Annotated in this window: 12 protein-coding genes; 9 read left to right on the top strand and 3 right to left on the bottom strand. The window is 38.6% G+C overall.

Going from position 1 to position 12,666, the window contains the following annotated elements:
* The first annotated feature begins 32 nt into the window (after window positions 1–32).
* On the top strand, window positions 33–1,337 hold the full coding sequence (locus tag FJR09_RS02850; protein WP_015078283.1) for a hypothetical protein: 1,305 nt from the start codon (window positions 33–35) through the stop codon (window positions 1,335–1,337).
* 67 nt (window positions 1,338–1,404) lie between these two features.
* Here the strand turns inward: FJR09_RS02850 and xth are convergent, their stop codons facing one another.
* The gene (gene xth / locus FJR09_RS02845) at window positions 1,405–2,187 is read right to left on the bottom strand and encodes an exodeoxyribonuclease III (RefSeq protein ID WP_168652960.1); all 783 of its coding nucleotides are present in this window, start codon (window positions 2,185–2,187) and stop codon (window positions 1,405–1,407) included.
* 375 nt (window positions 2,188–2,562) lie between these two features.
* Between xth and FJR09_RS02840 the strand changes: the two genes are divergently transcribed.
* The 4 genes from FJR09_RS02840 (at window position 2,563) to FJR09_RS02825 (ending at window position 5,270) form a co-directional block, all read left to right on the top strand.
* Window positions 2,563–2,760, top strand: coding sequence for a hypothetical protein (locus FJR09_RS02840; RefSeq protein WP_148763472.1), 198 nt, complete (start codon window positions 2,563–2,565; stop codon window positions 2,758–2,760).
* A 173-nt stretch (window positions 2,761–2,933) separates the two neighbouring features.
* Entirely contained in the window at window positions 2,934–3,956 is a 1,023-nt protein-coding gene (locus FJR09_RS02835; protein ID WP_168651704.1) for a zinc-binding dehydrogenase, read from the top strand.
* A gap of 187 nt (window positions 3,957–4,143) precedes the next feature.
* On the top strand, window positions 4,144–4,341 hold the full coding sequence (locus tag FJR09_RS02830; protein ID WP_168634219.1) for a hypothetical protein: 198 nt from the start codon (window positions 4,144–4,146) through the stop codon (window positions 4,339–4,341).
* 86 nt (window positions 4,342–4,427) lie between these two features.
* A complete protein-coding gene (locus FJR09_RS02825) occupies window positions 4,428–5,270 on the top strand; it encodes a DUF4351 domain-containing protein (protein WP_015078288.1) in 843 nt (280 codons plus the stop codon).
* Between the two features lie 63 nt (window positions 5,271–5,333).
* On the opposite strand, the gene FJR09_RS02820 is transcribed toward FJR09_RS02825, so the two are convergent.
* Window positions 5,334–5,834 carry a thioesterase family protein gene (locus FJR09_RS02820; protein ID WP_015078289.1) on the bottom strand — a complete coding sequence of 167 codons (501 nt, stop codon included), beginning with the start codon at window positions 5,832–5,834 and terminating at the stop codon, window positions 5,334–5,336.
* Between the two features lie 160 nt (window positions 5,835–5,994).
* On the opposite strand from FJR09_RS02820, the gene FJR09_RS02815 reads away from it, so the two are divergent.
* Window positions 5,995–7,467, top strand: coding sequence for a leucyl aminopeptidase (locus tag FJR09_RS02815; protein ID WP_168652961.1), 1,473 nt, complete (start codon window positions 5,995–5,997; stop codon window positions 7,465–7,467).
* Window positions 7,468–7,547: 80 nt separating this feature from the next.
* Here the strand turns inward: FJR09_RS02815 and gntT are convergent, their stop codons facing one another.
* The gene (gntT, locus tag FJR09_RS02810; protein WP_168652962.1) at window positions 7,548–8,903 is read right to left on the bottom strand and encodes a guanitoxin biosynthesis MATE family efflux transporter GntT; all 1,356 of its coding nucleotides are present in this window, start codon (window positions 8,901–8,903) and stop codon (window positions 7,548–7,550) included.
* Between the two features lie 316 nt (window positions 8,904–9,219).
* On the opposite strand from gntT, the gene plsX reads away from it, so the two are divergent.
* From plsX to fabD, 3 genes are all read left to right on the top strand, one after another.
* Window positions 9,220–10,245: a phosphate acyltransferase PlsX gene (plsX, locus tag FJR09_RS02805; protein ID WP_015078292.1), complete on the top strand. Its 1,026-nt coding sequence runs from the start codon at window positions 9,220–9,222 to the stop codon at window positions 10,243–10,245.
* Window positions 10,246–10,464: 219 nt separating this feature from the next.
* Window positions 10,465–11,466 carry a beta-ketoacyl-ACP synthase III gene (locus tag FJR09_RS02800; protein WP_015078293.1) on the top strand — a complete coding sequence of 334 codons (1,002 nt, stop codon included), beginning with the start codon at window positions 10,465–10,467 and terminating at the stop codon, window positions 11,464–11,466.
* Window positions 11,467–11,632: 166 nt separating this feature from the next.
* Window positions 11,633–12,514, top strand: coding sequence for an ACP S-malonyltransferase (fabD, locus tag FJR09_RS02795; protein ID WP_168651187.1), 882 nt, complete (start codon window positions 11,633–11,635; stop codon window positions 12,512–12,514).
* The last annotated feature ends 152 nt before the right edge of the window (window positions 12,515–12,666 follow it).

Raw genomic sequence — 12,666 nt, 5'->3', positions numbered from 1 at the left:
CTCACCCTACAACTTACACATAATTACCTACCATGTCTTCCGATTCTTCAAACCGCTATCAAAGCAAACTCTTTAACTTTGTCTACCAGCATTCTCGACGGTTGACACAAAAATGGGAAAACACCGTCAAAAATTTGCAAGTTGCTACTGGGTTGGGTGTAGGTTCTCTACTTTATCCACTTTACCAATTATGGCAACAAAATGGCACAGCAAAACAATTACATTCATCAACTCCCCCCTCTAGTGACGCACCAATTCAAATTATATTAGATGTTGTCAAAAATCTTCCTCCTGGAGATGCTGATTTACCAACTTCCCCAAAAACAAATCCCTTCACATTTTTAGGATCTTTGTGGGAGAAAATTTTTCCCAAGCCGAATTTTCCAACTTCAGAAAATACTCTCCAACAGCATATACCCACGGTACAGGGAATTGCTATAGAATTACAAACCCGAAACTTAGTCTTAGTCAGTGCTGATAATCGGATTTTCGATGTTTTAACACCGCAGCAAAACGTCAAATTAGCAGATAGAATTAATAGCGAAATTAGCGAATATCGGTATTCTTTACAATTAATTGCTTACCAGCAAAAAGAATTATTGCCCAAAATTGATCATCTGCTGAATAAGCTAACTGACGAAGATTCTATCATAGCACGAAAATCTCTATTAAATCCCATTAAACTTTTTGGATTTCTCGATCAATTAATTGCTAATTTAGAAACTACGGCTTTAGTTCCTGTCCAAAAACATAGCCAGGAAATTGTCAATCATTTCCAAAATCAGGTTAATGGATTAGCAGTTAATCACGATGATTTAAAATCTCCGCAACTACAAATTTCTGATTTAATAGCAGCCGCGATAAATTACTTTTTTGGAGGTAGAAATAATTATCAAATTGACTCAAATTCTTCTCCAGAAAAACTCCAAAATAAATCTGATTTTAAAAAGGTTTTATCATCAAATAATCAGTTAGATTCTCGTGATTCTTTAGGAGATAATTGGTTGACATGGAATGATTTATTTGGTGAAACGAATACCAAACTTGAGGAATCAGTACAGCAACCTCAAGCAAAAAGAGAATTCTCTAAGATTCACCGCAAAATAGGTCAGCAAGCAACCGAACCCAAAAATGAGGAATTTCCAGAAATAGATAGTCAAACCAGCCAAGGATTTAATTTTAAGCCTGACTGGATTGATATTTCTGCCACATCATTAGGTTATGAAAAACACCCATTAGAACAAATTCTGGAATGGTTAGATCAGTCTATATTATGGATAGAACAGATATTCACAAATATGATTTATTTCTTTAGAGGTTTATTGTTAGGGAGATAATTGAAAAACAAGAAAAACTAGATCCCCGACTTCTTTGAGAAGTCGGGGATCTGAAATCTAAAATCTGTTAAAATTCCAGAATTACTGGTGTATGATCACTAGGTTGAACTAACTTCCGGGGTTCAATATCAATAGTGCAACTTTGGGCGCGTTCATACAAAGTTGGTGTAAGATAATGATGATCTATTCGCCAACCTAAATTACGCTTAAAAGCAGCAGTCCGATAATCCCACCAACTATAATTTTCTCCTGCGTTGTTAAATTTACGAAAAGCATCTCCAAAACCTAAACTGAGAACATCTCGTAACGCTTGACGTTCTAATGCAGATGCCATAATGTGATTATCTATCTTTACCTTATCATTAATATCTATATCTTCTAAGGCAATATTAAAATCACCACACATAGAAATAGCAGGATTTGATAATAGTAAAGTCTGTAAATATTCCTTGAGAATTTTTAACCAGCCTAACTTATATTCATACTTGTCGCTACCGATAGCTGAACCATTGGGAACATAAAGATTAACAATTCTTACTCCTTCAATTACACCAGAAATTACCCGTTTTTGTTCATCCCATGCTGATGCTATTTCTGGCAAAATAGCACCAAAACCCACATTTACATCTGTCAAAGGTTGACGACTAATTAAAGCCACACCATTATAAGATTTTTGCCCGGAAATATACGGATAATAGCCTAAATTTTCAAACGCAAGATTAGGAAAGTCCTTGTCTATGACTTTGGTTTCTTGTAAACACAAAACATCAACCGGATTTTCTGTTAACCAATTGATAACCTGTTCTAAACGTGTCCGCACAGAATTCACATTCCAAGTAGCAATTTTCATGAGTTAATTATTAAAACGACTGCAAAATAATGGTAAAGTAATTATCTCATGAAAATTATATATTTATGATCCCTAAGATAGATGAATAAGGACTATACTAGTTTATAGTTTGATAATGTTCTCACAGGTTTTCATTGGTTTGATCAAAGAATCAGCTTGGATAAATATCCCATAAAGCTGGTTAATTTAGCATTTATTGAGAGGTTTTTACCACCAATTTCTCTAAATCTGAGAATTGCGAATGGGGGAATAAAAAACTATAAAAAATGAATGTTACTAAATAAACCATAAATTTAGAATTTTGAATTGTTTAATGGTGATGTCGAGATCAATCATAACATTGCCAGGGTTTAATTTTTTTAAGGAGGACATTTTATGAGTATCATAGTTAACACCTGCCCCTGCTGTGGTGGTTCGGTTCTGCGTCATGTCCGTCATCATGAGGTTTATTGGTTTTGTCTTTCCTGTAGACAAGAAGTACCAGTTTTAAATACAAGTAGTGGATCTAATCTACTATCTAAGTTGGAAACCCGTAATCAAGAAGTTTTACCCCAAACGGCTTTGAGTTCTTGAATTTTTCAACATGGGGAATAGAAAACTCATCAGCATAAATTTAGGTAAAAGCAGGAATTGCTAATTTTAAATACAAAATATATGCCGATGTCATTAAGTATGGTATAAAAGCGTATTTAATAGGTTTTGATAGCGTGGTTTAAGCCATACTTCTTTTTTATGGGTGAAAAATTTTGTTAGCAGCACTACTCTACGGACAAGAGGATTTACGCCTAGAACAAGTTCCTGACCCGACTCCCGAAGCCGGCGAGGTGGTGATTCAGGTGGAAGCAGCCACTACTTGTGGGACAGATTTGAAGGTATGGCGACGTGGTGGCCATGCTAAAATGTTGACACCGCCGACACTGTTTGGTCATGAAGGTGCAGGACGGATTGTCGCTGTCGGCGCTGGGGTGACGAATTGGCGGGTAGGCGATCGCGTGGTAGCAAATAATTCTGCTCCCTGCATGAAATGTTTATTTTGTCAACGCCAAGAATATTCTTTATGTCCCCATTTAACTTGGAATAATGGGACATTTGCGGAATATCTGAAAATTCCTGCTCCTATAGTTGAGCATAATTTATTACCAGTTCCTAAACATTTACCCTTAGTATTAGCGGCGATGACTGAACCGCTGGCTTGTGTATTACATGGTATCAGCCGTTCTGGTGTCAAACCCCATGACAAAGTAGTGGTTTTGGGTGATGGCGCAATTGGCTTGATGTTTGTGGCAGTATTAGCGAAATATACTGAGGTAATATTATGGGGTGGGAATAACCAACGGTTAGAAATTGGTGAAAGGTTCGGTGCAGCAAAGACTTTTAATTATCATCAAGTTACGGATATTGCCAACACAGTTAGGGAATTAACCGCTGGTTGGGGTGCAGATGTAGTTATAGAGGCTACTGGTGTACCGAGTGTTTGGGAAACGGCGATCGCTTGCGGTCGTCCTGGTGCAACTATCAATTTATTTGGTGGTTGTCCAAGAGATACCACAATTTCTGTCAATACCGAACAATTGCACTATAGTGAACTTACTCTCAAAGGCGTATTTCACAATACACCAGAATATGTGAAAGCAGCCTTATCGCTCATCGCTAGTGGTACAATTCCTTTTGACTTACTTATTAGTGAACACCGACCTTTACAGGATTTAGAACAGGTATTCATGGATATGAAGGCACGGAAAGTAATTAAAGTAGCGATGTATAACTAAAAAAATAGCTATTTCGTAATTCATGCTTCTAACTGGTTTCCATTTGGCGTAAAAGTTACACTTTACCAATATATTAGAAGCATCTAGCCCAGGAAGGTTGCAATTTTTCCCCAGAATAGTTTATTATCCTGATTTTACTGTTTAATTTGGGAAAAAACTCAGTATCAATTCCCTATTTCCTAATTTTATGATTATTACCTTATTAGTAGCTTGGATAGTTTTTATCATTCTCTGGAAACTAATTAAAACCACGATTAAAACGGCCATTATCTCTGCCGCTGTTGTCATGTTATTATACTTTGGTTTCGGTATTACTCCCCAAGATATTTGGCAGCAAATCAGCCAATTTGCTCAAACTTTCTCCCAAACGCCAGTGAAAAAGTGACAATTAAAAATTAAAAGCAACTCTTCCCAATTATCTACCGATGGAAGAAAATTTGCAAGGCTGAAATCTATTAAGCGGTGTAAATTGTGAGTTTTGATAATGTTTGTAAAATCTTAGCTGAAAAATATCCCCTTGATTTTGCCAACTGGTTGCTACCGGAAACAGTGGAAAAAATCAAAGTCTTAAAAACAGAACTCAGCATAGAACCAATTCGCGCAGATTCCGTTATATTGCTACAAACAAACAACAGAATCCTACATCTAGAATTTCAAACGAACACCAAATCAGAAACACCCATTCCATTAAGAATGTTAGATTATTTTGTCAGATTAGTTAGACAGTATAATCTACCTGTCACCCAAGTAGTGATTTTCTTACAAGAAACAAGTAATGAAATCGCTTTTACCGAAGCTTATCTTGATGAAATGACAAATCATCGCTATCGAGTCATCCGAATGTGGGAACAAGATTCAGATTTATTTCTCAATAATCCAGCATTACTTCCATTAGCACCATTAACAAAAACAAATTCCGCACCAGGGTTATTATCCCAAGTAGCCACAGAAATTGCTAAGATTACAAATGTGGCAGCCAGACAGAACACTGCTGCTTACACAGAGATTTTAGCAGGTTTGCGATTCGAGAAAAATCTAATTCGTCAATTATTGAGCGAGGATATTATGCAAGAATCTGTAATTTATCAGGATATTTTGCAAAAAGGTGAACTCAAAGGAGAAAAAATAGGAGAACAAAAAGAAGCTTTTCGTTTCTTGAATCGTCAATTAAATCGGCGGTTTGGTGAAATATCTTTACCAATAATTGAAAAGATGCGCTTATTATCCACTGAACAATTAGAAATATTAGGAGAAGAGTTTTTAGACTTTTCAGCAATATCTGATTTAGTCACTTGGTTAGATAGACAAAAGTAGATAATTTTGGGCAATTTCAACCTGGATATTGCCCTAAAAAATCTAATTTTTCATTTTTAATAATTACCCAATCTTCCGAGATCCAGAAATCTTCGCTAAAGCATCTTGAAACGCGGGTGGTAACTGCCGCATAATTTTCCCCTTTTCCCGATCTAAAGCCACTAACGTCACCTGAGCAGTAATGTATAAATCCTGACCATCAGGAGAAACAAGGGTATAGTCCCAGTTCATTCGCACTCCAGTCACCTCAGCCATCCGTGTTTTTACTAAGACTGACATCCCTAACTGCACCGACCGATGATAACGGATTGACAACTCCACTACAGGCAAATCACAACCTAACGCCACTAAATCAGCAAATTCAATGCCAATAGAACGCAAGCATTCTACCCGTGCTTCTTCCATCCAGGTCAAATAAGTGCCATGCCAAACAATACCTGCATAGTCCGTGTGGTGAGGTTGCGCCCTAACTGGATATTCAAACCAATTTTCAAATGCAACATTAGTTACACTCTCAATGGCACTAGTTGGTGGTAGTTGGGGTTGATTTGTATCTTTAGACATATTAATAATTTTTACAAGCAGCAGATTTCTAAAAAACAGATAAAACTTTGTAAACTGTTTCTAATTCTACCAGATTGTCAAGACGTTGCGTCAAACGCCCATGATTCAGAAAATTTGAGCAATACTGGTACATGACGGAAGATCAACAGAACTTACAAAAATGACGATTCAACCTACAAATACAGCATTATTAGATTGGACTGGTGATACTTTAGCCATTGGCTTATTTGAAGACGCAGTAGAGTTAACTGGTGATCTTGCCAGCTTAAATGATAAATGTGCGGGAATTGTCCAAGAAGTTATTGCCGAAGAAGAATTTACAGGTAAGGCAAATAGCATCATCGTCATTCGCTTAGGTGCGACTCATGCCGTGCGGAAGCTGATTTTGGTGGGTTTAGGGAAACCAGACGCGCTGAAATTAGAAAATTTACGCCGGGTTGCGGCTACTGTAGCCCGAACCGCCAAAAAGCAAAAAACCAAAACCCTGGGAATCAGTTTACCATTGTGGAACAATGATTCAGCCGCCACAGCCCAGGCATTGACTGAAGGCATAGAATTAGCACTTTACCAAGATATTCGCTTTAAATCTGAGCCAGAAGATAAAAATCCTCAAATCGAAACTATTGATTTACTTGGTTTAGCAGGACAAGAAGCTGCTATTGCCCGTGCTAATCAAATTGTTTCTGGTGTGATTTTGGCGAGACAGTTAGTAGCAGCCCCAGCTAACGCGGTTACATCTATTACTATGGCAGAAACTGCCCAAGCGATCGCTCACGAATACGGGTTAGAACTGGAAATTCTCGAACAGGAAGAATGTGAAAACCTCGGTATGGGAGCATTTTTGGGAGTTGCCCAAGCTTCTGATTTACCACCAAAATTCATTCACCTCATCTACAAACCAGCCACCACACCGAGACGAAAACTGGCAATTATCGGGAAAGGCGTAACTTTTGATTCCGGTGGTTTGAACATTAAAGGGGCTGGTAGCGGCATTGAAACCATGAAAATGGATATGGGTGGTGCAGCCGCAACTTTAGGTGCAGCCAAAGCCATTGGGCAGTTAAAACCAGATGTAGAAGTTCACTTTATCTCCGCCGTCACCGAAAACATGATTAGCGGTAAGGCTATGCACCCTGGAGACATCTTAACCGCATCAAATGGCAAAACCATCGAAGTTAACAACACCGATGCTGAAGGGCGATTAACATTGGCTGATGCCTTGGTTTATGCTGATAAATTGGGTGTGGATGCGATCGTTGATTTAGCTACTCTCACAGGTGCTTGTGTGGTAGCTTTGGGTGAAGATATCGCTGGTTTATTTACACCAGATGATGCGGTAGCTTCCCAACTGCAAACAGCCGCTGATAGTGCTGGTGAGAAAATTTGGCGGATGCCAATGGAAGACAAATATTTTGACGGACTTAAATCTGGTATTGCCGACATGAAAAATACCGGACCCCGTTATGGCGGTTCTATTACTGCGGCTTTGTTCCTCAAACAGTTTGTTAAAGATACCCCTTGGGCGCATTTAGATATTGCCGGACCAGTTTGGGCTGATAAGGAACATGGCTACAATGGTGCAGGGGCAACTGGTTTTGGTGTGAGAACACTGGTTAGCTGGGTTTTGAGTTAATTTAATTTCCTCTAATCTGGACAAGACAAGATCCCCGACTTCTCGAAGAAGTCGGGGATCTGAAAAAACAAATGGGAGTCTTATCTGGAAATTAATGGCTGATTTTCTAAACTTTTATCTTTAAATGTTTGGGGTACAGATACACCTAATAAAATCATATTACTTGTCATGTAAGACAATAAAGTAGACCACAATAAATGATTATTATGAAAATACCAAGCTGCAATTAGTAAGGGGATAAAACCCACTACAAAAGATAATAATACCGTATTACGTAAAGTTGCCCCTTCCTTTAAGCCAATAAAATAACCTTCTAGCATAAGAGTAATGGCAGTAATTACTAAAATAGGCAGTAACCAAATGGTATATTGATTAATCTCTTGATTCACTTCTGTGTGATTAGTTAATAATCCAAATACCTGATCAGGGAAGAAAATAGATGTCCCGGCAAAACCTAATGCAATCACCACACTAGTCACTAAAGAAACTATTAATAAAGGGATGATCTGTTGAGTATTGTCTTTGCTTTTAAAATTCGCTGTCAGGGTTTGCATTGTTACTCCTACCCCTTGAATTGTAAACTGACTCAAAAGAGCAATTTGGAGTAATAAACCATTTTGCGCTAAAACAGTTGTTCCCATGGTTGCACTTAAATTAGTAAAAATAGAATAGACAGAAACTAATACTAAAAACCGAATCAAAATATTACCTTTTAACGCAAAAGTTTCCTTTAAAGCTACCCAATCAAATAATTCTTGAATGGCTGCTGGTACAGCTTGCCAAGGAATAGTAAAAAACATCCATATTAAACCCACGATTAAAGCTAAATACTGGCTTAATGCTGTTGCTAAACCTGCCCCTACACTTGCCCAACCCCATTTAGAAATCATCAAATAATCTAACAATACATTAGAACCATTACCGACAATTGACATTAATAGCATCACCCAATTCATTTCTCTACCTAAAAACCAACCAAATAAAACAAAATTGAGGAGGACAGCAGGTGCGCCCCAAATTCGCGCATAAAAATAATCAACTCCAGCAGATTCAATATCTGAAGAACCACTCAAAATGAAAAAACCAATTTTTTGTAAAGGATATTGCAATAAAACAATAATTAAACCCACTAGTAAAGCAATTAAACCACTCCGTAAACCAGCTAAAACTACTGCTTTATCATCATTTTTACCAACAGCTTGAGCCGTTATAGCATTGGTGCTAGAACGCATGAACTTTAATACTCGATAAAGATAATCAAAGAGAATAGTTGCTAAAATTACTCCTGCTAAATGTCGAATATCTGTTAAATGCCCTAAAAAAGCAATATCTACCAAACCAGCCAAAGGAACCATCATATTAGCAAGCACGCTGATGCTTGCCAGTCGGTAAAATCTGCCTAGAAAATTGTAGTTACTGGGGACTGTAAATCTCATTTTTGTTGTTTGGTCTGCTATAATTTCAGTCTATTATCATCTAGAAAACGCCTTTATAGTAATTAGCAAGGGGTAGTTCATTCACATATTTTCCGGTGAACGGTAAAAGAGCATAAAAAAGCTTTAACCTTACCTTTCCCAGTCCTATTCAAAATACCTGTATGCTTAATTAGGTATCGTTATATTTCAATTAATGCAAGCTCCTGAATTCTCTTAGTTGCAGAAAAAATAGATTTTCTTATGCTTTTTTGAGAATTCTGAATTTTTAAGTATTGCAATCTGATAAAATTTGTAAGGTTTCTATAAGCTCTGAGCAATGGGATCGACTGGTGTAAGGATCGCAATTGACGCAATGGGGGGAGATCATGCACCCGCTGAAATCGTCGCCGGCGCACTGCGGGCGCGAGAGGAATTGGGTGTAAAAATATTACTGGTTGGAGATCCCCAACAAATCGAGGCTGTAATGCCGCCAAAGACAACTATGGCGGATTTGGAGATTGTTCCTGCCGAGGAAATGATCGCTATGGATGAAGATCCTCTCAACGCAGTTAGACGCAAGCGGAAATCTTCCATCAACATAGCGATGGATTTAGTTAAAAATCAACAAGCAGATGCTGTATTTTCTGCTGGACACTCTGGGGCAGCCATGGCCTCAGCTTTGCTACGCTTAGGAAGATTACCGGGAATTGACCGCCCAGCAATTGGCACAGTATTCCCCACCATCAAAGCAGGCAAGCCAGTAATGATCCTGGATGTCGGTGCTAATGTAGACTGTCGCCCTAAGTTTTTAGAGCAGTTTGCAGTCATGGGTTCAATTTACAGTCAGTATGTTTTGGGAACAGAAAATCCCAAAATAGGTTTATTGAATATTGGCGAAGAAGATACTAAAGGTAACGAAGTAGTTCTTCGCGCCCACCAATTGTTACGGGAAAATACTCAAATTAATTTCACTGGTAATGCTGAAGGGCGTGATGTATTGTCCGGTGAATTTGATGTGATTGTTTGCGACGGCTTTGTGGGTAATATTTTATTAAAATTTGCCGAAGCAGTTGGCGGAGTAATTCTGCAAATTCTCCGAGAAGAATTACCCCAAGGGATACACGGTCAAATCGGTACAGCGATTTTAAAACCCAACTTAAAACGCGTTAAACAGCGCATGGATCACGCTGAACATGGAGGCGCTTTGCTTTTGGGTGTCAGCGGTATTTGTTTTATTGGTCATGGCAGTTCCCAAGCACCATCTATTTTTAGTGCCATTCGCATGGCTAAAGAAGCCGTAGATAATCAGGTGTTAGAAAGACTTCAATCCCAATATCAAATTCTCCAAAATGAAAGTAGTTAACTATTACTTCTCAAAAGTAGAGATCCTCCGCTAACAGCCATTTGTCACTTGTCATCCAATTTTAGATTGCGGATTTTAGATTCATAATTACTTTTATAAATCTATTGTTCTTGATCTCAAATCTAAAATTGGGATTGTCATTGGTACTCGTTATTAATGCTTACAAACAAGACAACTGACAATTTACAAATGACAATTGACAATTGAGGAAAAAAAGAAGTGCAAAATTTTTTTAACGGTGGTATAGCAATTACAGGCAGTGGTTCAGCAGTCCCAGCAACTTGTTTACACAACCAAGAGTTAACTCAACTGGTAGAAACATCAGATGAGTGGATTGCCTCAAGAACAGGAATTCGTCAAAGACGGTTAGCGTTGCCCCCTGACTCACTGGCATCATTGGCCACTGCGGCTAGTCAACAGGCCATTGCTGCCGCCGGGATCACAGCAGCAGACATAGATTTAATTTTATTGGCCACCTCCACCCCTGATGACCTATTTGGCACTGCTTGCCGTGTTCAAGGCGAATTAGGTGCTACCAAAGCAGTCGCCTTTGACTTAACCGCCGCTTGTTCTGGTTTTGTCTTTGGTTTAGTTACAGCCGCACAATACATCAGAACAGGTGTTTATCAAAATGTACTCTTAATTGGGGCTGATATCCTCTCTCGGTGGGTAGATTGGCAAGATAGACGCAGTTGTGTGTTATTTGGTGATGGGGCTGGGGCAGTGGTATTACAGGCTAATAAGAGCGATCGCCTATTAGGATTTTGCCTCAAAAGCGATGGTTCTCAAAACAATTGTCTTAACCTGTCCTATAACGCCTCTACCACAGAACTGACACCAGATATTCATGTATCTACAGGCAAATATCACCCCATTACCATGAACGGCAAAGAAGTCTACCGCTTCGCTGTGCAAAAAGTCCCAGAAGTAATAGACAAAGCCCTGTTTGCAGCTAATCTCAAAGTTGAAAATATAGATTGGCTGGTATTACATCAAGCAAATCAAAGAATTATCAATTCCGTTGCTGAACGCTTAGAGATTCCCGAACATAAAGTGATCAGTAATGTATCCGACTATGGTAACACCTCCGCCGCATCTATCCCCCTGGCGTTAGATGAAGCAGTGCGAGCCGGGAAAATCAAACCCAATGATATTATTGCTGCATCTGGTTTTGGTGCCGGTCTTTCCTGGGGTGCAGCCATTTTTAAATGGGGAAGATAAACAATTCAAAATTGAGAATTAAAAATTAAAAATCAGAAAATTAATAACAACGAACAACTGACAACTGTACGGGCGAAGCATTTGGAGAACTATTTTTGGCAATGACCGATAATTTATCTTCCAAATGCTTCGCCCCTACTGACAACTAACAACTAACAAAGAACAAATGACTAAAACTGCATGGGTGTTTCCCGGACAAGGTTCTCAATCGCTGGGAATGGGAATAGACTTGTTAAATCTACCATCTGCCAAAGAAAAATTTATTCAAGCTGAGGAAATTTTGGGCTGGTCTGTCACAGATATCTGCCAAAGTGATATTGAAACCTTATCACGGACACTTTATACCCAACCTAGTTTATATGTAATCGAAAGTATTATTGCTGATATTTTGCGGGAAAAAGGACAGCAACCAGACTTAGTTGCAGGTCATAGTTTAGGTGAATATATCGCCCTTTATGTGGCTGGTGTCTTTGAATGGTCTGCTGGGTTGCATTTGGTAAAACGACGGGCAGAATTAATGGATAGTGCTGCTGGGGGAATGATGGCCGCACTAATGAACTTTGACCGAGAAGAATTAGAAAAAGTTATTAGCGAAACACCTGATGTAGTTTTAGCAAATGATAACAGTCCTGCCCAAGTTGTCATTTCTGGAACTCCTGAAGCTGTACAGGCTGTCATGTCGCAAGTCAAAGCTAAACGGGCTATTCCCTTAAAGGTTTCGGGCGCATTTCATTCCCATTTAATGAAAGCAGCAGCAACAGAATTTCAACAAGTTCTCGATTCAGTAATTTTTCAGTCAGCAACCGTCCCAGTTTTGTCTAATGTAGATCCAATTCCGGCGGTAGCAGCGGAAACTTTAAAACAGCGTCTTTCTCAACAAATGACAGGTCCTGTGCGTTGGCGAGAAATTTCTTTGCAATTACCAGAAAATGGTATTGAGAAAGTTGTGGAAATTGGTCCGGGGAACGTCTTAACAGGTTTGATTAAACGGACTGCAACTGGCTTGATTTTAGAGAACATTCGTAATGCTGGGGAGTTACCTGAATAGGTAATTGCACAAATTAATTCACAATTAAATAAGTCATTATGTAGATGAAATTGGCAACATAACCTTTCTATGATGTCTATTTTTATTGTCTCAAAATTTATTTGATGAACTTCATTAGGGTTTGCTGAATAAGTACCCAAAGCGAACTTAGA

The sequence above is a fragment of the Dolichospermum sp. UHCC 0406 genome, from assembly GCF_009712025.1.
Taxonomy (GTDB): domain Bacteria; phylum Cyanobacteriota; class Cyanobacteriia; order Cyanobacteriales; family Nostocaceae; genus Dolichospermum; species Dolichospermum lemmermannii.
The sequence above is the reverse complement of the archived record's forward strand: the minus strand, read 5'-3'. Positions and strand labels throughout refer to the sequence as shown.

Coding starts and splice junctions, on each gene's coding strand:
- FJR09_RS02815 (WP_168652961.1), top strand. CDS start 5,995: ATGACGATTCAACCTACAAATACAGCATTATTAGATTGGACTGGTGAT.
- FJR09_RS02830 (WP_168634219.1), top strand. CDS start 4,144: ATGATTATTACCTTATTAGTAGCTTGGATAGTTTTTATCATTCTCTGG.
- xth (WP_168652960.1), bottom strand. CDS start 2,187: ATGAAAATTGCTACTTGGAATGTGAATTCTGTGCGGACACGTTTAGAA.
- FJR09_RS02820 (WP_015078289.1), bottom strand. CDS start 5,834: ATGTCTAAAGATACAAATCAACCCCAACTACCACCAACTAGTGCCATT.
- FJR09_RS02840 (WP_148763472.1), top strand. CDS start 2,563: ATGAGTATCATAGTTAACACCTGCCCCTGCTGTGGTGGTTCGGTTCTG.
- FJR09_RS02850 (WP_015078283.1), top strand. CDS start 33: ATGTCTTCCGATTCTTCAAACCGCTATCAAAGCAAACTCTTTAACTTT.
- gntT (WP_168652962.1), bottom strand. CDS start 8,903: ATGAGATTTACAGTCCCCAGTAACTACAATTTTCTAGGCAGATTTTAC.
- fabD (WP_168651187.1), top strand. CDS start 11,633: ATGACTAAAACTGCATGGGTGTTTCCCGGACAAGGTTCTCAATCGCTG.
- plsX (WP_015078292.1), top strand. CDS start 9,220: ATGGGATCGACTGGTGTAAGGATCGCAATTGACGCAATGGGGGGAGAT.